This is a genomic window from Hyphomicrobiales bacterium (genome assembly GCA_016710435.1).
Taxonomy (GTDB): Bacteria; Pseudomonadota; Alphaproteobacteria; order Rhizobiales; family Aestuariivirgaceae; genus Aestuariivirga.
Map to the genome: position 1 here is coordinate 3,360,304 of JADJVV010000001.1, position 23,071 is coordinate 3,383,374.

Sequence of the window (23,071 nt, forward strand, 5' to 3'; positions counted from 1 at the left end):
AGGCGGGACCGGTTACGCGCGCGAAGGAACGAACACCATGGCCTCGCCCTCCACGACGGTCTTTCCCGCCACTTCACACCGGCAGTGCAATTGGGCGCGCTTCTTGATCAAGTCAAGGGCCGTAACCTTGGCGAAGGTCGAGACCGTATCGCCGATCCGCACGGGTGCGAGAAAGCGCAGCGTCTGCGACATGTACACGGCACCGGGCCCCGGCAGCTTGGTGCCGAGCACGGCCGAAATGAAACCCGCCGACAGCATGCCGTGGGCAATGCGCGTCTTGAAGAAGGTCTTGGCGGCGTAGTGCTCGGAGAGGTGCACCGGATTGCGGTCGCCGGTCACTTCGGCAAATGCTGTGATGTCCTGGGCGGACACCGTCTTGTCCAACCCGGCCTCCATCCCCACCGACAAATCCTCGATGAAATAACCCGTCATTCCGCACCTGAACTTTGCACTGCAACATAGCGCCTGTGCAGCGCAGCGCAACTGCGATCAAAGTTGCAAGGGCTCGCCCTTCAGTCCTTCCGGCAGCCTGTTCCGCCGGGGGAGGTTGCCGGAGGCCCGGAGGGTGTCCGTTCAGCCTCCTGCCGTCTCACCAGTCCAGCCGCTCCACCGTGCGCAGGATGTTCGCCTCCGGCACCGCCTTCCGGATCGCGGCGTCATCGTCCGCCAGCGAGCCTTCGCCATCGTGCAGGCCGGTCATGAACACGCAGGCGATGCCCTGCCCCGCAGCGCCCCGGATATCCGTCTCCGGACCGTCGCCAATGGCGAGGATCGAAGACACCGGCACGTCGTGATCGCGGATCGTCGCCGCCCTCCGGCGGGCCAGGTCATAAATCGGCGCGAAGGGCTTGCCCGCCATCCGCACCTCGCCACCCAATGCCGCATAGGCTTCGGCAAGCGCGCCGGCGCAATACTGCAATCGCCCACCCTTGCGCACCACCTTGTCCGGATTGGCGCAGATCATCGGCAGCTTGCGGGCGTGAATATCGGCCAGAAGTGCTGCATAGTCAGCGGGCGTCTCCCGGTCATCATGGAAAAGGCCCGTGCAGATGACGGTGGACGCGGCCTCCAGCGCCACGCGGTTGACCGACAGTCCGTCGAAGATGGAAAGATCGCGCGAAGGTCCCAGATGGAACAACCGACCGTCGGTCTGTTGCATCAGGTCGCGCGTCACGTCGCCGGACGTGACGGCCGTATCGTAGCAGTCGCGGGCGACGCCGATCTCGTCCAACTGCTTTGATACGCCGATGGTGCTGCGCGGCGAATTGCTCACCAGCACGACAGTGCCACCGTTCTTTCGATGCCGCTGCAAGCAATCGACCGTGATGGCATAGGGCGCGTGGCCATCATGGAGCACGCCCCAGATGTCACAGAACCAGATGGGATAGAGAGAGGAAAGATCACGCATGGCCACGGGTGATAGTCCGCCGCGATGCTGATGGAAACAGGCGAGTTCTGCTATTCCGCGGCAGCGGTGATCTCGTCGGATGGTGGTGCCTGCTGGCCCACCACGTCCTTGCGCACGCGGCGCGGTTCGGCAAAGGCCGGACCGGAGGCAAAGCGCGCCACCCGCATCAACTGCGTCGCCTGCTGGGCGTTCGCGACGCCCATCACAATCACCTGCACATGAAGCGCGCGCGCGGCCTGCACGAAATTGGCGATCCCCGCGGATTGTTTGGGCTCGCTGCCAACGCTGCCTGCGGAAATGCCGACGTAGCGCACATTCAGCTTGTCGAGAGCAGCAAGGTCGAGGCCCGCCACTGCGGCATTGGAAAGGCTCATCTCGATTCCGGAGCGCGCCATGTAGGCGAGGCCTTCGAGGCTCGCTTCCGACAGGCTGGCCAGAACAGCGTGCGGAATATCCACGATCAGGCCGTCACTGATTCCCGGTTCCGAATTGTGAAGCTGCGCGATCCGCGACAGCGCTTCCGGGATGGCAAGCGTCATGGAACTGAGCGGCACCAGGATGCCGAGCTGGTTGTCGCGCTTGCGCAACCGCCGCAACAGCACCAGGGCTTCGCGGTAGAGATAGATGTCCAGCGCCGGACGGCGCTCGTTGCGATCCACCTTGGTCTTTTCCGCGCCATCGAAGGCATGGTGCAGGCGGTAATGCGCCGTCTTGCCGGAAAACAGGTCGATGACCGGTTCCAGCGAGATCACCACCGAATCCGCGAAGGATGACATGTCGTCGAGTGAGCCCACGCGCGGCGGCAGGGCTACAGGCACCTCGTCTTCTTCCATGGCAACCCCCTCGCTGGGTGCCCACTGCGAGGGGTGAACAACGACAGGGCGCCGCGTCTGCTGTGCCAGCTGATGCTGCTGCACCTGTGCCTGATAGTGATACTGCCGCTCGGCCAGCGCACGCATGTCTTCCGCCAATGCCGCATGGCCCTGGCGCATTTCATTGACGCCGACATTGAGGCTGTTGCCGATCGATTCCACTTCCGACCTGAGCACGCTCACCTGCGCTGCAAGTTCGGCGGAGGCGCGTTCTTCTTCGCGCGACTCGCGCATCAGGGCGGAAATCTCGGACGCCAGCCGGCGCATGTCGCGCCGTGCCACATGCGTGTTGTGAACAACCACCCAGGACAACACCAGCAAGCCTGCGGCCAGTGACAGCAAAGCGCCGATCACCAGAACCACAGGTGTGGATGAAGATGTGTAGGATTGTACGCCGACGTAGACAGGCAGGGCTGCACACAGCGCCACCACCAGGAACCAGGGAAGTTCGCGTCCGTAACCCATAAATCACGCGCTCGCTAAACTCACAGACGTGGGTTTTCACCCACGTCTTGCGTTGTCGCCCCCGCGGTCGAGAGTATTACAGCGATGCCACTGACGCCAATACTTTCGGCATCTTATCCATGAAGATTTCTTCAATCTGGTTCTTGGTGATCATCAGAGGCGGCGACAGCGCAATGGTGTCGGCCGTGATACGGATCAGAAGGCCAATGTCATGGAAGGCATTTTCCATGGCCCTGTAAGCCCTTAGACCCGGCTTTCCATCCACCGGCTTAAGGTCGATCGCCGCCACGAGGCCCATGGTGCGGATGTCTTCCACCAGCGGATTGCCCTGCAACGTGAAAGCCGCATCGGCCCAGGTCTCTTCAAGCGCCTTCGCGTTTTCGAAGAGCTTTTCGTCGCGATACAAATCCATGGTTGCAACGCCAGCAGCGGCCGCCATCGGGTGGCCGGTGTAGGTGTAGCCATGGAAGAGCTCGATGACGTGCTCGTCGCCCTTCATGAAGGTATCGTAGATGCCCTGGCGCGCCAGCACGCCGCCCATGGGAACAGTTCCCGAGGTGACGCCCTTGGCGAACGTCAGAAGGTCCGGCGTCACGCCGAAACGTTCCGCCGCATAGGCATGGCCGAGGCGGCCGAAGCCGGTGATCACTTCATCGAAAATCAGCAGGATGCCGTGCTTGGTGCAGATCTCGCGCAGCTTCTTGAGATAGCCCTTGGGCGGCGGCAGCACGCCGGTCGAGCCCGCCATCGGCTCCACGATCACGGCGGCGATGGTGGAGGCGTCATGCAGTGCCACCAGGCGTTCCAGGTCCTCCGCGAGGTGGGCGCCCCACGTGGGCTCGCCACGCGTGAAGGCCTGTTCCTTGCGGTTATAGGTGTGTGGCAGGTGATCGACACCGGCCAGCATGGCGCCGAACCATTTGCGATTGGCGACCATGCCGCCGACCGAGATGCCGCCGAAGTTCACGCCATGATAGCCACGCTCGCGGCCGATGAGGCGCGTGCGCGTCCCCTCGCCCCGTGCACGGTGATAGGCGAGCGCGATCTTGAGCGCGGAGTCAGCCGCTTCCGAACCCGAGTTGCAGAAGAAGGCGTAGTTCAGGTCGTCCGGCGCCATGGTGGTGATGCGCGACGCGAGTTCGAACACCTTGGGATGGCCGTACTGGAAGGTCGGCGCGAAATCGAGTTCAGCTGCCGACTGCTGGATCGCCTTCACGATCGGGTCGCGGCAATGGCCGGCGTTCGAGCACCACAGGCCGGCGCTTCCGTCGAGGATGGCCCGGCCCTTCAGGTCGAAGTAGTGCATGTCCTTGGCGCGGGCGATGAGGCGCGGCTTTTGCTTGAAGGCGCGGTTGGGCGTGAAGCCCATCCAGAACGGCTCAAGGTTGTTGGGCGTGGGTTCGAAGGTGGACGGCGAAACGGGCTTGTTCATGAGCGGAGACTCCTTGGGCCTCAGGTGAAGATACCCCCGCATAGCAGATCGGGGGTCGAATCGAAAACGGGCCAGAGGCATGGATTGCCCCCAGCCAGTCTCGCCATCCCGTCAGGACCTCAATTGCCCGCGTCGAGCTCGCCCAGCAGGCGGGTACGCAGGCAGCGGCGGCGCTCTTCCGTATAGACGACGCCCCATTCCCGCGTGTCCCCCAGGATGGAATTGCGCGCGATGGCGCCCTGGCCCGGCACATGCCGCGGCATCAGGTACTTGCGGCCATAGGAATGGACGGTAATGAAGCCTTCGCCAGCCGTTTCGCTGCCATTGAGGCGCACCAGCCGGTCCGACATGTATTCGTCGGCCACGGCAGCGGCATATTCGCGGCAGGCAACGCCGATTGCGGTATCCGCCATGGCGGAGGTGGACAGAAGGATCGCCAGCGGCGCGGCAAAACCCGCAAGGAAAACCTTACGCATGTGAGTCACCCAATTACAAACGCCGCATCTGCGAAGCATCCTGCAATGGCACAGGACGTTAGTAAAGTGTTAAGGATGGTTAATATCCACATCCATGGCCGGGACTGACGCGGCCCAACCAGCGGGGGCTCTCCACCGCCACCATGCCACCACAATCACCCGCAATGAGTGTGGGCACGCGCGGGGGCGCAATCTTCTTCGGACGGAAACATCATGTCATCGATATCTCGTGTGATCGCCGGCGGTCTCGTCGGCCTGGGCGTTGCTGCGGGCGGGCTTCTCGCCGGCCAGTCCCTCGTGGAAAGCCGCCTCGGCTATCGCGTGGTCACGGTCAAGGGCCTCTCGGAGCGGGAAGTGAAGGCCAACCTCGGCTTCTGGCCCATCCGCTTCGTCACCACCGGCCCCACGCTGGAAGCCGCCCGCGCCAAGCTGGAAGTTTCCGAGCAGGCTGTGAAGACGTTCCTCGGCGGCAACGGTTTCACCGACCAGGACATGCAGGTGCAGAACATCCAGGTGGAAGACCGCCTCGCCGGTTACAACGCGCAAGGGACGCCGGAAGATTCCCGCTTCGTGCTGACGGAAGATTTCCTCGTCCGCTCGGGCGAAGTGGACAAGCTGCAGAACTCGGCCAAGATGATCGGCGACCTGCTCAAGTCGGGCGTGGTGTTCTCGGCTGACGCCTATAACGCCGGGCCCTCCTTCGTTTTCACCCAGGTCAATGACCTGAAGGGCGAGATGCTGACGGAAGCCACCAAGCGCGCCAAGGAAGCAGCTGACAAGTTCGCCACTGAATCGGGCGCCAAGGTGGGCGACATCCAGAGCGCCAACCAGGGCGTCATCGAAATCACGCCCGCCATCGAAATCCCCAACGATCGCCCCGAAAAACAAGTGAACAAGAAAGTCCGCGTCGTGACGACGATCACGTATTTCCTGAAGGACTAGACCAGCCGCACCACGGTCAGGCCTGCCACAGCGAGGAACAGCAGGCCTGCGCCGCGCCCGACCCAAATCGTCAGCGTCTTGTGGCGCCCCAGCGTTGCCGTGCCTTCCGACGTTGCCAGCCCGAGACTGCCATAAACCACGAGCTGACATAGCGCCGTGATCAGACCCATGGGCACGGCCTGGGCCCACACCGGGCCGAACTCAGGCCTGATGAACTGCGGATAGACCGCAGAGGTGAACAGATAGGCTTTGGGATTGAGCACACAGGTCATGAAGCCGAGATGAAAAGCCTTCCTGCTGTCGCGCGCTGTCGAGCCGTCGATGCTGTCCACCGTGATGGCGCTGCGCAGCAGCGTCCATCCGATCCACGCCATGTAGACCGCGCTCGTCATTAGGATCAGGGTGAGAAGCTGTGGTGCCGCCGCCACAATGGCGCTGAGCGCGAAGGCCCCGAACAGCGTGTGGAAGGCGCCTCCCGCCACCACACCGCATGTCGCCGCCAATGCCCGCGCCCGGCCACCAGCGAGGCCGTTTGCCATGACGAAAAACATGTCCATGCCCGGCACGATGATGATGCCAAGCACCAGAATGAAATAGATCCACAGGTTCTGCGCGTAACTCATGGGCGACACCCTTGGTCAATGGTGCTGACAGCAACTGTCAGCAACCGGACTGGACTGCTGCCCGGGAGCGCAAGTGGTTGCGGGCAGAGTTCTTTCCCGCCAGCGGGCCTCCGAGGCGAAATGCAACAAATTGCGCCCAGGCGCTGACCGGCAGTTGAAGCGCCCCCTGCCCTCGCCTATTGGCAGTGCAAATTGCCCAAGGAGAATCCCGCATGTCCGCCAAACTGAAAGCCAAACTCGGCATGTCGCCCATCGCCTGGTGGAACGACGACCTGCCCGAACTCAGCGATGACGTGTCGCTGGAGGAATGCCTGCGCCAGTCGCGCAGCGCCGGCTTCACCGGCATGGAAAAGGGCCGCCGCTTCCCCGAAACCGCAGCCGAGATGCTGCCGGTACTCAAGAAGGCCGACGTGACGCTCTGCGGCGGCTGGTATTCCGGCACCCTCACCATCGAAGACCTGGCGACGAACCAGGACCGCATCATGCCGATGATCGAACTGTTCAAGGCCGTGAACGCGCCCTGCATCGTCTACGGCGAAGTGGGCCGTTCCATCCAGGGCGACCGCTCAAAGCCGCTGGCCACCAAGGCCAAACTCTCCGGCGACGAGATGAAATCCTACGCCCGCCGCATGACGGAGTTCGGCGAATGGTGCGCCGGACAGGGCATGCCGCTCACCTATCACCACCACATGGCCGCCGTCGTCGAGACCGAGCAGGAACTGGACAGCTTCATGCATCACTCGGGCGCAGGCATCCCGCTGCTGTTCGATGCCGGCCACATGGCCTTCGCGGGTGGCGATGTGTTGCGCGTCATCGACAACTATCACAGCCGCATCACCCACGTTCACACGAAGGACGTGCGTATGGACGTGATCAAGGGCCTCGACCGCAGCAAGGAGAGCTTCCTCGACGCCGTCTACAAGGGCGCCTTCACCGTGCCGGGCGATGGCTCGCTGGACTTCGAAGCCATTGTGAAGAAGCTCGCCGCCTACGGTTACCAGGGCTGGTTCGTGGTGGAAGCCGAGCAGGATCCAAAGAAGGCCCCGCCCCTCAAGATGGCGCAGATCGGCGCCAGGGAACTGCACCGCGTGCTGGGTGCCGCCGGATACGAAATCGTCTCCTGATCGGGGGGCACGGACTTAAACAAAAAGGCCGGGAAAAATCCCGGCCTTTCTCATTCTGATCGCGTGGACTTACCAGCTGCGGCAATCGTCGTAGGCTGCCCAGTAGTACTTGTCCCACTTGGAGCCCGAGTGCACCATGCCGAGGCCCGCACCGCCGGCCGCACCGAACACGGTGGATTTCTTGCCGCCCACAGCCGAACCGATGAGCCCGCCGACGACGCCGCCGACGATCATGTTCTGCAAGACCTTCTTGTTGGTCTTCTTGTTGGCGTAGTTCGTCGCGTAATTCTTGCAATAATGCTTGCTCTTGGCTTCGGCCACACCAGCCGTGCCAATCGCCACCGGCATCGCCAGCGATGCAACCATGGCCGCGCTCATGACTGTGGAAAGGATCTTCTTCATGGATATGCTCCTCGCTGTTTTATCCAGTTGATGCACCCAATTAGCACTGCGACTCTGGCGAAAACATGAACTCGGCGTTCATCTCCCGTTCAGCTTCGCAGGGCCTGGGCTCTACCCCCGATAGAAACCATGCTCGCACATAAACCGGAACTATTCCAGCCGCGCCGGAAATCCGGGGGCGCGGAGATCGGTGCCGAGAGCGTCTTCCAGCAGCTTGGCGATCTGGGTGGATTGCGCAGCCCCGCCATAGACGGCCTTGCCCTTCATGAAGGTCTGGTTGGTCATGGAGGCAAGATCGAGCGGCACCCCGAACTCCTTGCCGAAGGCCATGGCGAAGCCCAGGTCCTTGAGCGCCAGGTCCATGGAGAAGGCGATGTCGTAGCTGCCGTTGAGGATAAGCTGCCCCTCCGTCTCGTGCACGAAGCTCGATCCGCTGGAGGCGGTGATGGCCTGCCAGGCCTGCCCCAGATCCAGGCCACCGCGCTTGGCCAGCATGAGGGCCTCCGCGTCCGCCACCAGATGGATGAAGGCGAGCATGTTGGTGATCACCTTGATGATCGCCGCCGAGCCGATGGGCCCCATGTGGAAGATCTTCTTGCCGATCGATTGCAGCGCCTTGCGGTGCGCTTCAAAAAGTGCCGCATCGCCGCCGACCAGCACGGTGATCTCGCCCCGCGCCGCAAGGTGCACGCCACCCGTCACCGGACATTCCAGCGTGCGCACACCCTTCTCCGCCGCGAGGCCTGAGAGCCGCACCATCTCGTCCCGCCCGTTGGTGGAATTTTCAAGCCAGGTGGAGCCCGGCTTCAGCGTGGCAAGGATTTGCCGGAGTACCTTCTCCGAAACGGCGGGAGATGGCAGGCAGGTGAAGACATGATCCACCTGCCCCGCCAGCGCCTGTGGACTCTCTGCCCAGATGGCACCGGCCGCGATGTGACGTTCCGCCAGGCCCTTGTCGATGTCATGCACCACGACGTCGAAGCCGTTGCGGATGAGGCTCATGGCCAGATGCCCGCCGAGATTTCCGAGGCCGATATAACCGTATTTCATACATTCACCGGATGGTTGGTCATTTCAAGATGCAGGCGGTCGCCCGTGTAGGGGTGGGCCAGCGCCACCTCCTCGTTCAGTTCAACGCCAAGGCCCGGCTCCGTCGGAGGGATCACATAACCCTGCTCCCAGCGGATCGGCTTTTTCAGCAGCTTGGCGTAGAAACCGCCGAAGGTTTCGATACTTTCGAGAATGAGGAAGTTCGGCAGCGACGTGCCATACTGGATGTTGGCCGCCGCTTCGATTGGACCCGCATAGAGGTGCGGTGCGATCTGCGCGTAATTCACTTCCGCCATGCCGGCGATTTTCTTGGCTTCCCAAATGCCGCCGACGCGCCCCAGCGCCATCTGCAAGATCGAGGCGGCGCGCAGTTCCAGCACCCGCCCGAATTCATATTTCGTGGTCAGTCGCTCGCCTGTTGCAACGGGAATGGAAGTGCCGCGCGCCACCAGCGCCATTTCCTCCGGCCGGTCCGGGGGTGTCGGCTCTTCGAACCAGAGCGGATTGTAGGGCTCGATCTGCTTGGCAAAACGGATGGCGCCCGATGCGGTGAACTGCCCGTGAGTGCCGAACAGCAAGTCCGCCTTGTTGCCCACCGCCTCACGGATCAGGCGGCAGAACCTGGTGCAAAGCTCCATGGATTCGAGCGACGGCTGGCGCGGGTCGAAGGACGAATATGGCGCCGCCGGATCGAACTTGATGCCCGTGAAGCCGAGCTTCACGTAGTGCGCGGCCCGCTCGGCGGATTGCTCCGCATTCCAGTAGATCGAGTCGTCCTGCTTCTTCGCCAGGTCCGGATAGATGTAGGTGTAGGAGCGCAGCTTCTCATGCACCCGCCCGCCGATCAACTCGTAGATGGGCTTGTTGAGCGCCTTGCCGAGAATGTCCCAAAGCGCGATCTCGATGCCTGACAACACGCCCATCAGGCTCACGTCGGGCCGGTGGGTGAAGCCCGAGCCATAGACCTTGCGCCACAGGCTTTCGATGTGGAACGGGTCCATGCCCTCCACATAACGGTGGAAGGTGTCCTCGATCATGGCCGTCATGGCCTTGGGGCCGAAGGTGGCGCAGTAGCATTCACCGTACCCCACGATCCCCGTGTCCGTGGTGAGTTTCACAAATGTGAAATATCTCCCACCCCACCCCGGGGGCGGATTGCCGACGATGAATACCTGGAGGTCCTTGATCTTCATGCTGTGCTTCCCGATTTTCCCCACATTGGCAAAATCAATCCCGTTCGGGAATGCCCTCCCACATCGCCGTGGCAACAGTTTTTTTCACCGCGACAACCCTTTGCCGCATCCCATTGTTGCGGCTACGCTGCCGCCATGAGCACATTTGACTACATCATTGTCGGCGCTGGATCGGCTGGCTGCGTGCTGGCAGAACGTCTTTCCGCCAGCGGACGGCACTCTGTCCTCGTTCTGGAGGCCGGCGGCAGCGACATGCGCTTTTACGTGCAGATGCCGCTGGGCTACGGCAAGACATTCTATGACAAGTCGGTCAACTGGCTTTATACAACGGAAGCGGACCCCGGACTGAACGGCCAGCAGGACAACTGGCCCCGCGGCAAGGTCCTGGGCGGCTCTAGCTCCATCAACGCGATGGTCTATATCCGTGGCCAGAAGGCGGATTATGACGGTTGGCGCGACGCGGGAAATCCCGGATGGGGATGGGACGACGTACTGCCCGCCTACAAGGCCATGGAAGATGTGGAAACAGGCAGCGACGCCTGGCACGGGCGCGGCGGCCCGCTGCACGTGACCGATCCCAGCAACGCCGTCCATCCAATGACCAGGGACTACATCAAGGCCTGCGAAAGAGTGGGCCTTAGATACAACGCCGACTTCAACGGTGAAACCCAGGAAGGCGCCGGCGTCTATCACACCACCACGAAAGGCGGCATCCGCCTGAGCGCCGCCCGCGCCTTCCTGCGCCCCGCCATGAAGCGGAAAAATGTCCGTGTACGAACCAATTGCCTCGTGACTCGGCTCCTGTTCGATGGCACCCGTTGCACCGGCGTCGAATACCTGCGCGATGGCGCGACGCGGCAAACAACAGCGGTACGCGAAGTGATCCTCGCGGGCGGCGCCGTCAATTCTCCGCAACTGTTGCAACTCAGTGGCATTGGACCCGCTGCCCTCCTCAGCCAGCATGGCATCGCCATGCGCGTGGACAATCCCAATGTCGGCCAGCATCTCGAGGACCATCTCGGCATCAACTACACCTACCGCATGAAGGTGCCGACGCTGAATGACGAGTTGCGCCCCTGGTGGGGCAAGTTGAAGGTCGGCCTGCAATACCTGCTGTTCCGCACCGGCCCCCTCAGCCTCTCGATCAATCATGGCGGCGGGTTCTTCAAGACCAATCCGGCTTACGCGCAGCCGAACATGCAACTCTATTTCCAGGCCTTCTCCACGTTGAAGCCGAAGGTGGGGGAGCGGCCCATTCTCTCGCCTGATCCGTTTTCGGGCATGTCCATTGGCCTGTCGAATTGCCGTCCGACATCGCGGGGCTGGATCAACATCCGTTCGGCGGACCCGCGCCAGCATCCGCTGATTTGCGGAAATGCGTTCAGCACGGACAACGATATCGAGGAGATGCTCGCCGCCGTGAAGTTCATCCGCCGAATTGCCGACCAGCAACCGCTGAGGGATCTGATCGTGGAGGAACTGCGCCCCGGCCCGGCTGTGCAGAGCGACGCTGATCTCATCCATGACTTCAAGCAGCGCAGCGGTACGGTCTATCACCCCTCCTGCACCTGCCGCATGGGCCCCAATCCGAAGACGTCCGTGGTCGACTCGCGCCTGCGGGTGCACGGCATCCAGTCACTGCGTGTCTGCGATGCGTCGGTGTTCCCGAACCTCATCGCCGGAAACACCAATGCACCAGCCATGTTGGTGGGCTGGAAAGGCGCCGAACTCATCCTGCAGGATGCGCGCTGAGGCTCAGTGCCCCATCTCGATGCGGGCCAGGTCCTGCGGATAGACGGGTTCGACAATATAGTGGGGAATGAGCGTCACGTAGGCTTCGCCATCGGCAATCACGCGGCAGATGTCCCCGGACACAGAAGTGACGCGGCCCTCGCGGCCATCCGGCACCATCACCTTGTAACCGACGGTACACCAGTTGCTCGAACTCGGAGGAATATGAGGCGTGATATCGGCATGGGGCACCGCGGCCGCCGTTGCCATCATGTAAACTGCCGCAAATTTATCCACTGAGCCGCCTCGTGAACGGTGATTTGCCCCGGCAACAGATTAAACGCCATTATCGGGTCTTTGCAAGACCGCCGTCCGGCACTTTCGCACCCCGCCGGAACTGGGTCGGACTGGTCCCCGCCGCATCGCGGAAGGCGCGCGAAAAATCAGAGAGCGTGGAGAAACCCGACGCAAGTGAAACATCCCGCACTGTCATCTTCGAATAGGTCAGGAGATGCTCCGCCCGTTCCAGCCGGAGCCGCCGGTAGAAACCCATGGGCCGCACGCCCATTTCCGCCTGGAACAGGCGCTCCATCTGCCGCACCGAAACACCGCCGATTCCCGCGAGAGATGATGCCTGCAGCGGCTCTTCAAGTTGCCGCTCCATCGCCGAAATGATGCTCAGCAAGCGCGGATCACGGGTGCCGTACCTGGCCTGTGCCGGCACACGGACCTGCGCCTCGTCTGGCCGTGACCGGAAGTGCACGAGTTGATCCGCAACGGCAACGGAAAGTGCTTCGCCCATCACGCTTGCAATCCACGCCAGCATCATGTCGATCGCCGCAGCACCACCAGCGCATGTCATCCGGTCGCGGTCGAGTTCGAACAACGCTTCGCGCACCTGCACGGCCGGAAAGCTCTCGCGGAAACCTGGAAGGCTTTCCCAGTGGCAAGTGGCGCGGTACCCGTCGAGCACGCCCGCCTCCGCCAGCAGGAACGGACCCGTGTCGAGGCCTGCCAGCAGCACCTTGGCCCGCGCCAGCTTGCGAATGGCCGTGAGCAGAGACCGGCTCACCGCAGCTCCGGGCTGATAGGATGCGCACACCATCGCCATGTCCGGCCGGCCCATGTCAGGCAGACTTCCGCTGACCGACACGGGTATTCCATTCGACGCCGTGACGGGCTTTCCATCGGCGGAAACGAAACGCCAGGAAAAGGCATTCTCCGCAAAGCGATTGGCAACGCGCAAAGGCTCCATCGCACCATAAAGGGCGATCATGGAGAATCGCGGAACAAGCAGGAACGTGACGGCGCGTGCGGCCATGGCGCTATTTCACAAATTTTGGCGAATTATGTCAAATCCGATTTTGCGGCGAAGTTACTCTCCCGTCATCCCGGAGGATCACCATGCAGTCAAAAGTCATCATCACATGCGCCGTGACAGGCGCCGGAGACACCGTCGGCAAGAGCGCCCACGTGCCCGTGACGCCCGAGCAGATCGCCAACGCCGCGCTGGAAGCAGCAAGCGCAGGCGCCACCGTTGTGCATTGTCATGTGCGTGACCCGAAGACCGGCAAGGGTTCGCGCGACACCGGCCTCTATCGTGAGGTGATGGAAAAGATCCGCGCCAGGAATCAGGACGTGATCATCAACCTCACCGCTGGCATGGGGGGCGATGTCGTTGTCGGTGACGGCGAGAAGCCGCTGGAATTTGGTCCGGGCACGGATTGCGTCGGCCCGCTCGAACGACTCGTCCACGTCAAGGAACTGCGCCCCGAGATTTGCACGCTCGATTGCGGCACCCTGAACTTCGGCGATGGACAATCCATCGTGGTGCAGACGCCGACGCAACTGCGCAAGCAGGCGGAGTTGATCAAATCCTACGGCGTGAAGCCTGAAATGGAGATCTTCGATTCAGGCAATCTCTGGTTCGCCAACCAGTTGGTGAGCGAAGGCCTGATCGCTGACCGCCCGCTGTATCAACTCTGCCTCGGCATTCCGTGGGGTGCGCCCTACAACACGGAAACCATGGCCTATCAAAAGAGCCAGCTTCCGCCCAATGCCATCTGGGCCTCCTTCGGCATTGGCCGCAACCAGATGCAGGCCGTGGCGCAGGCCGTGCTGCTGGGCGGCCATGTGCGCGTCGGCCTGGAAGATAACATCTGGCTGGAGAAAGGCGTTCTCGCCACCAACGGCAAACTCGTGGAGAAGGCCGTGAAGATCATCGAACTCCTCGGCACCAAGGTGGCAACACCTGCCGAAGGCCGCGAAATCCTGGGATTGAAGAAATGAACGTGAAAACCGTCGGCATTGCGGGCACGGGCCTCATTGGCGCAGGCTGGGCCGCCCGCCTCCTCTTTCGCGGCTACAACGTCATCGCCTACGACGTGTCGCCCGCCGCTGAAGAGAAACTGAAGGCCCAGATCAAGACCGCGTGGCCCTCGCTTGAGGCCTTGCTCGGAAAGCCCAAGAAGAAGGGCAAACTCACCTTCACCACCGATCTTGCCGAGATGGCATCGAAGTCCGACTTCATCCACGAGGCGGCCCCCGAGCGCGAAGATCTCAAGATCAGGCTGTTCCGCGACATCGATGCAGCGGCCCGGCCCGACGTGATTATCGCTTCGTCGTCGTCAGGCTTCCTGCCGACCAACCTGCAGAACCAGTGCAAGCACCCTGAGCGCGTGATCATCGGCCACCCCTTCAACCCCGTCTATCTCCTGCCGCTGGTGGAGACTGTGCCGGGCGCGAAGACGTCGGCCGAGGCCATGGACCGCGCCGGTGAATACTTCGAGGCTATCGGCATGCAGGTGCTGCGCCTCAAGAAGGAAATCATGGGCTACGTCTGCGACCGCTTGCAGGAAGCTCTTTGGCGCGAGGCCCTGCACATTCTCGACAAGGACATCGGCACCACCGGCGACATTGATGACTCCATCATCTACTCCGCCGGCATGCGCTGGGCTTTCATGGGCTCATTCCTGACCTACCATGTGGCCGGCGGCCCCGGCGGCATGCGCGACTTCATCAAGCAGTTCGATCCCACGCTGGAACTGGATTGGACCGACCTCAAGTTCCCGAAATGGAACGCAGCGCTGGAACAGCGGCTTGTGGAAGGTTGCGAAGCGCAGGCGGCGGGCCGCGCCGTGCGCGAAATAGAAGCCAAGCGCAACGCCATCCTCGTCGACATGATGAAGCTCTTCAAGAAGCACAAGATCGGCGCAGGCCTTGTGCTGGAGCGCGAGATGAAGGCAAAACGGAAGGTGGCGAAGAAGAAGTAGGCCGCGCCCGGAGGAAACCATGTCCCAACGCGTCATGATCACGGCAGCAGCCAGCGGCATAGGTCGCTGCATCGCCAAGGCATTCCACGAAAGTGGCGCGCAGGTGCACATCTGCGATGTGAACGAGGCCGCGCTGGAGCAATTCAGGGCCGAGTTTCCCGAGATCGGCGCCACGCATGTGGATGTCACCTCGGAAGCCGACATCGAGAACTGGTTCGACGAGGCGCTGGATGATCTGGGCGGACTCGACGTGATGGTGAACAACGCCGGCATCAAGGGCCCCACCGCCCCTGTAGACGACATAGACTTCTCCGAATGGCGGGAGTGCCTCTCGGTCGGCATCGACAGCTACTTCCTCTGCGCCCGACGCGCCGCGCCGCTCTTCAAGGACCAGAAGCATGGTGCGTTGATCAATCTCGCCTCCACCGCAGGCCTTTTCGGATTTGGCAATCGCACGCCCTATGCCGCCGCGAAATGGGCGGTGATCGGCTTCACCAAGTCGCTCGCCATCGAGTTTGGTCCCTACAACTGCACCGCCAATGCCATCTGCCCCGGCGTTGTGCGCGGAGACCGCATCAACCGCGTCATCCAAGGCGAAGCAGACGTGCGCGGCGTCCCCTTCGAAACCGTGGCAAAGCAGATGGTCGGCGGACAGTCGATTGAGCGCTTCGTCGAACCCGAAGAAGTGGCGGGGCTCGCCGTCTTCCTCGCCTCCCCTGCCGCCCGCATGATCAACGGCCAGGCCATCGCCGTCGATGGCCACACCGAAACGTTCCACATCAGGTAAGTCACATGGATTTTTCCCTCACCGACGAACAACAGATGATCATCAAGACGACGCGCGATTTCGTCGCCAATGAACTCTATCCGCACGAGGCCGAGGTCGAGGAGACAGGCGTACTGCGCCCCGGTCTGCGTGACGAACTGAAGAAGAAGGCCATCGCAGCCGGTCTCTATGCCGCCAACATGCCGGCCGACGTGGGCGGCGCGGGGCTCGATACGCTGACCTGGGTGCTCTACGAAAAGGAACTGGGCCGCGCCAATTACGCGCTGCATTGGACCTGCGTGGCGAGGCCCTCCAACATCCTCATGGCCTGCAACGCCGAACAGCGCGAACGTTATCTGTTTCCGTCCATCCGTGGCGAAGCCGGAGACTGCCTCGCCCTCACCGAACCCGGCATCGGCTCCGACCTTCGTGGCATGAAAACCTTCGCCCGGCAGGACGGCGACTGGTTCGTCATCAACGGCACCAAGCATTTCATCAGCCACGCCGATGAAGCAACCTTCTGCATCCTCTTCGCTGCCACCGGCGAGGAAGACACACCCCGCGGCAAGAAAAAACTCATCACCGCCTTCCTCGTGGACAAGGGCACGCCTGGTTTCACGGTGCGCATGGGCTACAAGAATGTAAGCCACCGCGGCTACAACAATTGCATTCTCGAGTTCACCGATTGCCGCATTCACAAGTCGCAAGTGCTGGGCGAGGTTCACAAGGGTTTCGAAGTGGCGAATGACTGGTTGGGCGCGACACGCCTGCAAGTCGCCGCCACCTCCATCGGCCGCGCCGAGCGCGCTCTCGAACAGGCAAAGCAATATGCCGTGGACCGCGTGCAGTTCGGCCAGCAGATCGGCAAGTTCCAGGGCGTGTCCTTCAAGCTCGCCGACATGGCGCTGGAACTGAAGGCGGCGGAACTCCTCACGCTGGAAGCCGCCTGGAAATTCGACCAGAAGACCGTGACCGACATGGACATGGCCATGGCAAAGCTGAAGGCCACGGAGATGCTCGCCTTCGTTGCTGACGAGGCCATCCAGATTCACGGAGGCATGGGCCTGATGAGCGACCTGCCGCTGGAACGCATCTGGCGCGATGCCCGCGTCGAACGCATCTGGGAAGGCACGAGCGAAATTCAGCGTCACATCATCAGCCGCGCCCTGTTGCGCCCGCTGGGTGGGTAATCAGCTTCCATGACTGACCTGAAACGCCTGATCTTCCCGCGCTCAATTGCCTTCGTCGGCGGCAACGAGTGTGACATCGCCATCCGCCGCACCAGTGAACTTGGATTCTCGGGCAAGATCCACGCCGTCCATCCCAAGCGTGAGCATCTCGGTGGCGTCCCCGCCAAGCGCTCCGTGGAAGAGATCGGCGAACCTGTGGATGCCGCCTTCGTCGCCGTCAAGCGCGAGCCGACGGTTGATGTTGTCAGGCAGCTTCGCGCGCTGGGCTGTGGTGGCGCCGTGATCTACGCCGCAGGTTTCGCTGAAGCCGGCGACACCGCCCTGCAGGACGAACTCCTCAAGGCCGCAGACGGCATGCGCCTGATGGGGCCGAACTGTTATGGATACGTGAACGGCCTTGCCCGCGCGGCTCTGTGGCCGGATGAACATGGCATCAAGGTGGTGCAGCGCGGCGTGGCCATCATCACGCAATCCGGCAACATTGCCTGCAACCTCACTTTCACCAAGCGCGCCCTGCCCTTGGCCGCCGTGTTCACCATCGGCAACCAGGTCGATGTCGACATGGCAGACATGGTGGAGGAACTGGCCGATGACCCCCGCGTCTCTGCCATCGGTCTTCACATCGAGGGCTTGAAGGATGTCGCTGCCTTTGCCCGCGCCTGTCTGAAGGCGCGCCAACGGCGCAAGCCCGTGGTCGTGTTGAAGACGGGTCGGTCCGAACAGGGCGCCAAGGTCGCACTGAGCCACACATCGTCGCTCGCTGGCGCAGACACGCTATATGATGCGCTGTTCGAACGCCTCGGCGTGGCGCGCATGACGTCGATCACGGCCTTTGTCGAAACGCTGAAGTTCCTGCACTTTGGTGCCTTGCAGGGTGGACGCCTCGTGTCGCTCTCCTGCTCGGGCGGCGAGGCGGCGCTGGCCGCCGATATGTCGGTCGGACGCGGCGTGTCCTTCCCGCCGTTCAATCCGCAGACCCGCGACAAGGTGGCGGCGACGCTGAATGAGTTTGTCGCCATCGACAATCCGCTCGACTACCACACCTTCATCTGGAACCAGGAAGAGAAGCTCACCGCCACATTTACCGCCGTGCTGTCGGGTGGCTTTGATGTGGGCATGCTCATTCTCGACACGCCGACACAGGACCACATGGACCCTGCCGCGTGGCTGAAGACAGCGCGCGCCTTCCGCATGGCGGCGGTGTTGAACACGGCGCGTGCCGCCGTGGTGGCGACCCTTCCCGAATGCCTGCCGCTGAAACTGGCAGAGGACATGGCGCTCTCCGGCATCGCACCGATGTTCGGGCTCGACGATGCCCTGACCGCCTTCGAGGCCGCGGCCCGCATCGGGGAAAACTGGGCCAGGGCCGAACAAATCCCGGAAGCCGTGACAGCCACCCTTTCAACGGGTGAACCGGCAACGCTCACTGAAGTGGAAGCCAAGGCGCTGCTCAAGCGGCGCGGACTGCCCGTGCCCGATGGACAGGAATGCAGCATTGCCGAAGCGCCCGCCGTGGCGGCGCGCATCGGCTTTCCGGTGACGCTCAAAGTCTCGTCCGCTGCCATCGCCCACAAGACGGAAGCAGGCGGCGTGAAACTCAACCTGCTGTCTGCAGACGAGGTTGCGGCTGCGGCAAAGTCCGTGGCCCACCTCTCCAGCACCGTGCTGGTGGAGCGCATGGTGCGCGGTGCCGTTGCGGAACTCATCATCGGGGTGAAGCGCGATCCCCAGTTCGGCCTCGCTTTGGTGATTGGCGCAGGGGGTGTTCTCACAGAACTGCTCAGGGATTCGGTGGCACTGCTGCTGCCAACCTCGCGGGCCGAGATTGAACGCGCCGTGAAACGTCTCCGCGTCTGGACGCTGGTGGAAGGCTTCCGCGGCAAGTCGGGTGATGCCCGCGCCGTCGTGGACGCGATCGAGACTGTTGCCAATTTCGCGGGCAGCTATGCTGGCTCGCTGGAGGAGCTGGACGTCAACCCCCTCCTCGTCCTGCCGGACGGCGCTTGTGCCGTCGACGCTTTGATCCGCATGAGGCCACTCGCATGACATCACCCATCCGCACCGAGCGCCGCGGCGCCGTCCTCGAAGTCACGATCGACCGCCCCAAGGCCAATGCCATCGATGCCGCCACCAGTCGCATCATGGGCGACATCTTTGCGGGCTTCCGCGATGATCCGGAATTGCGCGTGGCGATCCTGACGGCGGCAGGCGAAAAGTTCTTCTGCCCCGGCTGGGACCTGAAGGCGGCGGCCGCAGGCGAAGCGCCCGATGTGGATTACGGCGTGGGTGGCTTCGGCGGACTGCAGGAACTCAAGGGCCTCAACAAGCCGGTGATCTGCGCCGTGAACGGCCTCGCCTTCGGCGGTGGATTCGAGATCATGATCTCCTGCGATATTATCATTGCAGCTGATCACGCGACCTTCGCGCTGCCGGAGATCAACTCGGGCACCGTCGCTGATGCCGCAACGATCAAGCTGCCCCGCTTCATCCCCTATCACGTCGCCATGGAGATGCTCTTCACCGGCCGCCGCATTGATACGGCAGAAGCCAAGCAATGGGGCATCGTCAACGAAGTCGTGCCCGCCAACCGCCTGATGGTGCGTGCCCGTGAGGTGGCGGCGCAACTCGCTGATGGCCCGCCGCTGGTCTATGCTTGCATCAAGGAGATCGCCCGCGAGACCACGCACCTGCCGATCCACGAGGCATTTCACATGGTAACGAAGCGTAAGCTCAAGAGCGTGGACGTGCTCTATTCCTCGGAAGACCAGCTTGAGGGTGCGAAGGCCTTTGCCGAGAAGCGGAAGCCGGTCTGGAAGGGCCGCTGAACCCTCACGGGACCGCAACAAAAAATGGCCGCGTCCGTGAGGACTGCGGCCATTCAGGTTGGCGGGGAGTGGAACCGCCTGATTCGGGAGAAGGCGTCGGGGCTCAGTTGCCGCCGAAACGCGAATTCAGCGCCACTTCAACGTAGGTCTTTTCGAGCATGCGCTTGGCATCCGCATCGGCGGTGAAGGCAGTGCGGAGAACCTGGGCGGCGCGGGTGAGGAACTTGTTCATGGCCTTAACTTTCTTTAATCTCTGTTGATGATCGGAATATAGGGCGTTGCGATTCAAAGGAGAAACGACTAATTCTTTTCTCATCGTCAAATTTCATTTGAAGATCGCCAGGATTTCGCCATGATTGAGCTGTTCCCCGGTCTGCGCTCCTTGCGGGCTTTTGATGCCGCCGCAGAGCATCTGAGCTTCACCCGCGCGGCTGATGCACTGGGGGTGACGCCTGCCGCAATCAGCCATCAGATCAAGGAGTTGGAGGGTCTGATGGGAGTTCCCCTCTTCACCAGAACCAGCCGTTCCATGCGCCTCACCCGGCAGGGCGAAATCCTCCAGACGGCTGCTCACGAGAGCCTGGAAGTGCTGAGCCGCGCCCTGCTCCGGATCAAGCGACTGGAAAACCGCCAGCAGATCCGGGTCTCGGCCTCGCCCTCCCTGGCCGCGAAATGGCTGGTGCCCCGCCTTGATCGATTCCTTACCCTTCACCCCGGCGCAGATGTGCGCGTCGACGTCTCCCATTCCGTCGTGGATTTCGACCGCGAGGACGTGGACGTGGCGATTCGCTTTGGCGAAGGCAAGTACCCGGGCCTGCGTGCGGACATCCTTTTCCAGGACAAGGTTTTCCCCGTGTGCAGTCCCAAGATCATCACCAAGGAACGCCCTCTGAAGACCCCGCGCGACCTGTTGCGTTACACCCTCATCCACCTTGATTGGGAGGCGCAGGGCAATCCCTGGCCGAACTGGAAGATGTGGATGCGCGCCGCCGGCATCACCGACTTCGATGATCGCGCCGGACTGCATTTCGGCCAGACCTCCTATGCCGTGCAGGCGGCAATCGACGGCATGGGCGTGGCCTTGGGCGATTCCAACCTGGTCGCAGACGACCTTGCCGCGGGCCGTCTGGTCAAGCCCTTCGAGTTGTCGCTGCGCGCGCCCAAGACCTTTGCCTATTATGTCATCAGCCGGCCCGACACCGCCGATGCCCCCTTGGTGGAGGCCTTCCGGGAGTGGTGCCTCGCAGAGGCGAAACTCACGGAAAACCGGGTAGCCTCCAGCGGCGCCGAAGAAAGCGCCGCCTGACCTCGTCGCTTTCCGATCTCCCATCAACCTCTGATTGACCATCCACGCTGCTGGTGCTTTCATGCGCGCATAGCATTCAGCTTCGGGGGAATTGGGAATGCGTGTCGGGGGACTTTTGCTTGCACTGCTGGTGGCGGTGTCAACGGCCAATGCGGGAACGGCACCCAAGGGCTGCTTCGAGAAATCCTGGAACAAGGCCGAACTCAAGAAACTTCCGCTGCAACAGGTCACCGCCCTGCGGATCGAGGCGAATCTCGGCCCGGCACCCGCGAACAGACCACAGACATTTGGCCGCGTGATGGCGCGTTTCCGCGAAACCGGCGATGCGTGGCTCACAACACCCTTCGAATGCAATGACACCGGCGCGGGCTATGCCTGCGCGGCCTATTGCGATGGCAACATCTTTGTCCTGGCGACGGGCGGCGGCGGCATGAAGGTGATGCCGCAGCAAGGCCTGCTGCTGGCCGGGCCCGATTGCAGTGGCGTGACCGCCCTCCTGCGCATGAATGCCGACCTGATGCCCTTCGCCCTGGCGCGGCGCGGCGGCAAGGCGTGTCCGCCGCGCTGAACGCCAGTCCTATTCGCGCGCCAGCGGTGGATATTCGTCGTAGGTGCCCATCGGCATCTGTTCGTAGTCGATCACATTGCCGGTCATCATCAGCGCCGGCGGTGTGAGCAGGAAAGCGCACAGGCCTGCCACATCTTCAGGCACCAGCAGGCGGCCGAAGGGCACACGGCTTCCGATGCGCTGCGCCCAGTCCTCCGGCATCTTGTGGAACCTGGTCTGCAGGGCGTGCTCGCCATCGGAATTGACCCAGCCGAGATTGATTGCGTAGGCGCGGATGTTTTTCCGTTTCCAGGCGTTGGCCGCGTTCTTCGTCATGCCCACCAGTGCTGCCTTCGAAGCGGCATAGATGCCGATGTTGGGCGGGCCGCCATGGGCCAGCATGGAGGTGATGTTGATGACGACGCCCGTGTCTGCCTTCCCCATCACTTTCCCTGCCTCATGCATCAGGAAGATGGGTGCCCGCACGTTCACATCGAACATGCGCTGGTAGGCCTCAGGTGTGACATCATCGATCGACCAGCGCTCGGTATTGCCCGCGGCATTCACCAGCACGTCGAGACGGCCGAAGCGCTGGACGGCGAGATCGACAGCCTTTTTGGGGGTGGCGAGATCCGTGAGGTCGGCGGCCAGTGTTTCCACCTTGTCCGCCCCACACTCCTTTTGCAGGCTCGCCAGCTTTTCCGCATTGCGGTCGAGCAGGACCACCTTCAAGCCATCGCGAAGAAATTGCCGCGCAACTGCCGCACCAATGCCCTGTGCGCCTCCGGTGATCAATGCAACGCGTGTCATGCCATCCCTGCCCCTTTTTTTGTGACGATGCGAAAAAGGCTCCGGCACGTCAAGCGCCAGAGCCTTTCAACTGCGCAGGGCAGATAATCAGTTGCTGAGAGTGATACGCACGCGGCGCGGGCCGTACTTGTGCACCAGCGAATAGAGCTTCGCCGCGTTGGACGGATGCAGGCGCACGCAGCCGTGCGACGCCGGGCGGCCGAGGTTCTTGATATAGCCCGTGCCGTGGATGGCATAGCCACCGTGGAAGAACACGGAATTCGGCATGGGCGCGTTGTCGTATTTCTTCGAGTAGTAGACCTTCGCCGTGCGCGTGACGCCGAACGAACCGCGCGGCGTGTAGTAGCCCGGCCGCGCCGTGGAAACGCGCCAATAGGCGTAGGGGAATCCGTTCACCCTCACCGACATGGTCTGCGAGCCGATGTCGATGTGCACCTGCACCGCGGCCGGCTGGCGGGCCTTGAGCCGCTTGGGGGTCGAGGCGTCGGCGGCGCTGAAGGTCAGGACGACCGCAGCGACGAGGCTGACAAAAATGTTGAAGAGCTTGCTCATGCGTGTTCCCTCAATTGTAACCCCCACAGAATCGCCATGTGTATCTGAATTTCTAACAATTGACCAGTTGCCGCACCTCCGCGTG

24 protein-coding genes are annotated in these 23,071 nt (G+C 62.4%); 11 read left to right on the forward strand and 13 right to left on the reverse strand.

The features are described from left to right. Positions 1-12 precede the first annotated feature (12 nt). From IPM06_16445 to IPM06_16465, 5 genes are all read right to left on the reverse strand, one after another. A complete protein-coding gene (locus tag IPM06_16445; GenBank protein MBK8772000.1) occupies positions 13-432 on the reverse strand; it encodes a MaoC family dehydratase in 420 nt (139 codons plus the stop codon). Positions 433-589: 157 nt separating this feature from the next. Then, positions 590-1,408: a TIGR01459 family HAD-type hydrolase gene (locus IPM06_16450; protein MBK8772001.1), complete on the reverse strand. Its 819-nt coding sequence runs from the start codon at positions 1,406-1,408 to the stop codon at positions 590-592. A gap of 50 nt (positions 1,409-1,458) precedes the next feature. Beyond that, positions 1,459-2,745, reverse strand: a complete 1,287-nt coding sequence (locus IPM06_16455) for an EAL domain-containing protein (protein ID MBK8772002.1) — start codon at positions 2,743-2,745, stop codon at positions 1,459-1,461. 76 nt (positions 2,746-2,821) lie between these two features. Beyond that, positions 2,822-4,177 carry an aspartate aminotransferase family protein gene (locus tag IPM06_16460; protein ID MBK8772003.1) on the reverse strand — a complete coding sequence of 452 codons (1,356 nt, stop codon included), beginning with the start codon at positions 4,175-4,177 and terminating at the stop codon, positions 2,822-2,824. A 119-nt stretch (positions 4,178-4,296) separates the two neighbouring features. Further along, entirely contained in the window at positions 4,297-4,653 is a 357-nt protein-coding gene (locus tag IPM06_16465; GenBank protein ID MBK8772004.1) for a hypothetical protein, read from the reverse strand. Positions 4,654-4,866: 213 nt separating this feature from the next. Between IPM06_16465 and IPM06_16470 the strand changes: the two genes are divergently transcribed. Then, a complete protein-coding gene (locus IPM06_16470; protein MBK8772005.1) occupies positions 4,867-5,595 on the forward strand; it encodes an SIMPL domain-containing protein in 729 nt (242 codons plus the stop codon). On the opposite strand, the gene IPM06_16475 is transcribed toward IPM06_16470, so the two are convergent. Then, positions 5,592-6,218, reverse strand: coding sequence for a LysE family translocator (locus IPM06_16475; protein MBK8772006.1), 627 nt, complete (start codon positions 6,216-6,218; stop codon positions 5,592-5,594). The genes IPM06_16470 and IPM06_16475 overlap by 4 nt on opposite strands. A 224-nt stretch (positions 6,219-6,442) precedes the next feature. Here IPM06_16475 and iolE point away from each other — a divergent pair, with 224 nt between their 5' ends. Beyond that, complete coding sequence (iolE, locus tag IPM06_16480; protein ID MBK8772007.1) at positions 6,443-7,342, forward strand: myo-inosose-2 dehydratase; 900 nt, start codon at positions 6,443-6,445, stop codon at positions 7,340-7,342. Positions 7,343-7,411: 69 nt separating this feature from the next. Here iolE and IPM06_16485 read toward each other — a convergent pair whose 3' ends face one another. The 3 genes from IPM06_16485 to IPM06_16495 all read right to left on the reverse strand — a co-directional run bounded on the left by IPM06_16485 (position 7,412) and on the right by IPM06_16495 (position 9,987). Further along, positions 7,412-7,744 (reverse strand): hypothetical protein, encoded by a 333-nt coding sequence (locus IPM06_16485; protein MBK8772008.1) that lies wholly within the window; start codon positions 7,742-7,744, stop codon positions 7,412-7,414. A gap of 150 nt (positions 7,745-7,894) precedes the next feature. After that, a complete protein-coding gene (locus IPM06_16490; protein ID MBK8772009.1) occupies positions 7,895-8,794 on the reverse strand; it encodes an NAD(P)-dependent oxidoreductase in 900 nt (299 codons plus the stop codon). Continuing rightward, complete coding sequence (locus tag IPM06_16495) at positions 8,791-9,987, reverse strand: mandelate racemase/muconate lactonizing enzyme family protein (protein MBK8772010.1); 1,197 nt, start codon at positions 9,985-9,987, stop codon at positions 8,791-8,793. The genes IPM06_16490 and IPM06_16495 overlap by 4 nt, the downstream gene beginning before the upstream one ends. 135 nt (positions 9,988-10,122) lie before the next feature. Here IPM06_16495 and IPM06_16500 point away from each other — a divergent pair, with 135 nt between their 5' ends. Beyond that, positions 10,123-11,739 carry a GMC family oxidoreductase N-terminal domain-containing protein gene (locus IPM06_16500; protein ID MBK8772011.1) on the forward strand — a complete coding sequence of 539 codons (1,617 nt, stop codon included), beginning with the start codon at positions 10,123-10,125 and terminating at the stop codon, positions 11,737-11,739. Between the two features lie 3 nt (positions 11,740-11,742). On the opposite strand, the gene IPM06_16505 is transcribed toward IPM06_16500, so the two are convergent. After that, complete coding sequence (locus tag IPM06_16505) at positions 11,743-11,991, reverse strand: hypothetical protein (protein ID MBK8772012.1); 249 nt, start codon at positions 11,989-11,991, stop codon at positions 11,743-11,745. Positions 11,992-12,064: 73 nt separating this feature from the next. Next, on the reverse strand, positions 12,065-13,039 hold the full coding sequence (locus tag IPM06_16510) for a GlxA family transcriptional regulator (GenBank protein MBK8772013.1): 975 nt from the start codon (positions 13,037-13,039) through the stop codon (positions 12,065-12,067). Between the two features lie 83 nt (positions 13,040-13,122). Here IPM06_16510 and IPM06_16515 point away from each other — a divergent pair, with 83 nt between their 5' ends. From IPM06_16515 to IPM06_16550, 8 genes are all read left to right on the forward strand, one after another. Then, complete coding sequence (locus tag IPM06_16515) at positions 13,123-14,007, forward strand: 3-keto-5-aminohexanoate cleavage protein (protein ID MBK8772014.1); 885 nt, start codon at positions 13,123-13,125, stop codon at positions 14,005-14,007. After that, the gene (locus IPM06_16520) at positions 14,004-14,990 is read left to right on the forward strand and encodes an L-carnitine dehydrogenase (GenBank protein MBK8772015.1); all 987 of its coding nucleotides are present in this window, start codon (positions 14,004-14,006) and stop codon (positions 14,988-14,990) included. The genes IPM06_16515 and IPM06_16520 overlap by 4 nt, the downstream gene beginning before the upstream one ends. A 34-nt stretch (positions 14,991-15,024) precedes the next feature. Further along, positions 15,025-15,777, forward strand: a complete 753-nt coding sequence (locus IPM06_16525; GenBank protein ID MBK8772016.1) for an SDR family oxidoreductase — start codon at positions 15,025-15,027, stop codon at positions 15,775-15,777. A 5-nt stretch (positions 15,778-15,782) separates the two neighbouring features. After that, positions 15,783-16,946, forward strand: coding sequence for an acyl-CoA dehydrogenase family protein (locus tag IPM06_16530; GenBank protein ID MBK8772017.1), 1,164 nt, complete (start codon positions 15,783-15,785; stop codon positions 16,944-16,946). A 9-nt stretch (positions 16,947-16,955) separates the two neighbouring features. Further along, positions 16,956-18,992 (forward strand): acetate--CoA ligase family protein, encoded by a 2,037-nt coding sequence (locus IPM06_16535; protein MBK8772018.1) that lies wholly within the window; start codon positions 16,956-16,958, stop codon positions 18,990-18,992. Beyond that, positions 18,989-19,771, forward strand: a complete 783-nt coding sequence (caiD, locus tag IPM06_16540) for a crotonobetainyl-CoA hydratase (GenBank protein MBK8772019.1) — start codon at positions 18,989-18,991, stop codon at positions 19,769-19,771. Before IPM06_16535 ends, caiD begins: the two co-directional genes overlap by 4 nt. Before the next feature lie 352 nt (positions 19,772-20,123). Beyond that, positions 20,124-21,077, forward strand: a complete 954-nt coding sequence (gcvA, locus tag IPM06_16545; GenBank protein MBK8772020.1) for a transcriptional regulator GcvA — start codon at positions 20,124-20,126, stop codon at positions 21,075-21,077. Between the two features lie 97 nt (positions 21,078-21,174). After that, positions 21,175-21,645, forward strand: a complete 471-nt coding sequence (locus IPM06_16550; GenBank protein MBK8772021.1) for a hypothetical protein — start codon at positions 21,175-21,177, stop codon at positions 21,643-21,645. A 9-nt stretch (positions 21,646-21,654) separates the two neighbouring features. On the opposite strand, the gene IPM06_16555 is transcribed toward IPM06_16550, so the two are convergent. Then, positions 21,655-22,434: an SDR family oxidoreductase gene (locus tag IPM06_16555; GenBank protein MBK8772022.1), complete on the reverse strand. Its 780-nt coding sequence runs from the start codon at positions 22,432-22,434 to the stop codon at positions 21,655-21,657. An 87-nt stretch (positions 22,435-22,521) separates the two neighbouring features. Next, positions 22,522-22,986, reverse strand: coding sequence for a L,D-transpeptidase (locus IPM06_16560; protein ID MBK8772023.1), 465 nt, complete (start codon positions 22,984-22,986; stop codon positions 22,522-22,524). Positions 22,987-23,071: the final 85 nt, after the last annotated feature.